2 protein-coding genes are annotated in these 2,492 nt (G+C 62.8%); both read right to left on the bottom strand.

All coding sequences use genetic code 11. The features are described 5' to 3' along the window. Positions 1-85 precede the first annotated feature (85 nt). The gene (gene istB, locus ABIB57_RS26785; RefSeq protein ID WP_354044502.1) at positions 86-865 is read right to left on the bottom strand and encodes an IS21-like element helper ATPase IstB; all 780 of its coding nucleotides are present in this window, start codon (positions 863-865) and stop codon (positions 86-88) included. Continuing rightward, entirely contained in the window at positions 855-2,381 is a 1,527-nt protein-coding gene (istA, locus tag ABIB57_RS26780; RefSeq protein WP_354044503.1) for an IS21 family transposase, read from the bottom strand. Before istA ends, istB begins: the two co-directional genes overlap by 11 nt. Between the last annotated feature and the right edge of the window lie 111 nt (positions 2,382-2,492).

Raw genomic sequence — 2,492 nt, 5'->3', positions numbered from 1 at the left:
GTGTTGATTGTCGCCTGGAACTGACCCGGGGTTGTCATTGAGAAGTGACCCGCCTGTAGGATAGTTTCCCGCGGTGCGGGGATGGTCAAGTGGCAGGCTTTTCCTTTCGTATTTTGGGCGCTGCAGCACTTGCCCGGAAGCGGAAGCTGTCGTTGCCGGTTTCGAGGATATGGCAGTGATGGGTGAGCCGATCGAGCAGCGCGGTGGTCATCTTGGCGTCGCCGAACACGCCGGCCCATTCGCTGAAGCTGAGGTTGGTGGTGATGATGACGCTGGTCTGCTCGTAGAGCTTGCTGAGCAGATGGAACAGCAGCGCCCCGCCTGACGGGCTGAACGGCAGATAGCCCAGTTCATCGAGGATGATGAGGTCGAGCCGCAGCAGACGCTCAGCAAGCTGACCCGCCTTGTTCACCGCCTTTTCCTGCTCGAGCGCATTGACCAGGTCGACAGTGGCGAAGAAGCGGACCTTCTTGTGGTGGTGGCGGACCGCCTGGATGCCCAGCGCTGTGGCAACATGGGTCTTGCCGGTGCCGGGACCGCCGATCAGCACCACATTGTCCGCGCCTTCGATGAAGGTGCCGCGGTGCAGCTGCTGGACTGCGGCCTCATTGATCTCGCTGGAGGCAAAGTCGAAGCCGGTCAGATCCTTGTAGGCGGGGAAGCGGGCCCCCTTGAGGTGATAGGCGATCGACCTGACCTCCCGCTCGGCAAGTTCGGCCTTGAGCAGTTGGGACAGGGTCGGCACCGCCGTATCGAAGGCGGGCGCACCCTGTTCGATCAGCTCGTCCACGGCCTGGGCCATGCCATACATCTTGAGGCTGCGGAGCATGACCACAACGGCGGCGCTGGCGGGATCATGACGCATGGCGAACATCCTTGCCACGCAGCGTATCGTAGCGCTCCACATTGGCTTTGGGTTCCTGGCGCAGGGTCAGAGCCTGAGGCGCATCGATCAACGCCACCGCAGTCTCTTTGCCATCGACCAGTCGATGCAGAAGATTGAGGATATGGGTCTTGGTCGGAACGCCCGCCTCAAGCGCGACCTCGACGGCACACAGGACCGCCTGCTCGTCGTGGTGCAGCACCAGCGCCAGGATCTCCACCATCTCCCGATCACCACCCGGGCGCTTGATCAGGAGCCCCTGCAACCGCCGGAACGCCTCGGGCAGATCGACGAACGGCGCCCCATTGCGCAGGGCGCCAGGCTTGCGCTGGATCACCGCCAGATAGTGCCGCCAGTCATAAACCGTGCGCCCTGGCTGGTGATGTGACCGATCTATGATGCGAGCGTGCTCGCACAAGATCTGGCCTTCAGCCACGACCAGGATCCGCTCAGGGTAGATCCGCAAGCTGACCGGGCGGTTCGCGAACGAGGCTGGCACGCTGTAACGGTTGCGATCGAAGTGCACCAGGCACGTCGGGGTCACGCGCTTTGTCTGTTCGACAAAGCCGTCAAAGGGTCGCCCCAGGGGCATCAGGCTCGCCACCTCACCGGCATGCGCATCGGCCACGCTGCCCGGAAGGTTGCCATGCACGATCTGGCCCCATTGGGCGATGCACCGCTCTTCGAGCCAGGCGTTCAAGCCATCGAGATCAGCGAAGTTAGGCAGTGGCTGCCACAGGCGCCGGCGGGCATCCTGCACATTCTTCTCGATCTGCCCCTTCTCCCATCCTGATGCCGGATTGCAGAACTCGGGCTCGAACAGATAATGGCTGGCCATCGCGGCGAACCGGGCATTGACCTGCCGGGCCTTGCCCGAGCCGATCCGGTCGACTGCGGTCTTCATGTTGTCGAAGATGCCGCGACGGGGAACGCCGCCCAGAACCCGGAACGCCTGGGTCATCGCGTCGAACAGCATCTCATGGGTCTGCAGCGGATAGGCCCGAACAATGAACGCCCGGCTGTGCGACAGCTTGGTATGGGCCACCTGCAGCTTGGTGCGCTCGCCGCCCAGGATGGCCCAGTCTTCGCTCCAGTCGAACTGGAAGGCTTCGCCCGGTCCGAACACCAGCGGCACGAAGGTGCCGCGCCCGCTGGTCTGTTGCTCGCGCTGCCGATCGCCCTTCCAGGCCCGCACGAACGCCGCGACGCGCTCATACGAACCTTCATAGCCCAGCACCACCAGATCGGCGTGCATCCGCTTGGCCGTGCGCCGCTGCTTGCGCGATTTACCCGCCTCCACCCGCAGCCAGTCGGAGAGCTTTTGCGCAAAAGCATCCAGCTTGCTGGGCCGCACCGGAACCCTGAACTTGGGGTCCACCGTGTCGGCCCGCAGATACTTGCGGATGGTATTGCGGGACAATCCCGTGCGTCGCTCAATCTCCCGGATCGGCACTCCCTCACGGAAATGCCAGCGCCGGATTACGCTCAATAACGCCATGTCGATCACTCCAATGTCCCCCGGCAAACAGCCTGGGAACGATCAAAACATGGGTCAAATCTCAGTGAAAATTTACGCCCTCAGAGGGTCAGTTCTCAGTGGCAATCAACA

It is taken from the genome of Devosia sp. UYZn731 (assembly GCF_040546795.1).
Lineage (GTDB): Bacteria > Pseudomonadota > Alphaproteobacteria > Rhizobiales > Devosiaceae > Devosia.
Note: the sequence above shows the minus strand (reverse complement) of the source record. Positions and strands in the feature narration are given on the sequence as shown.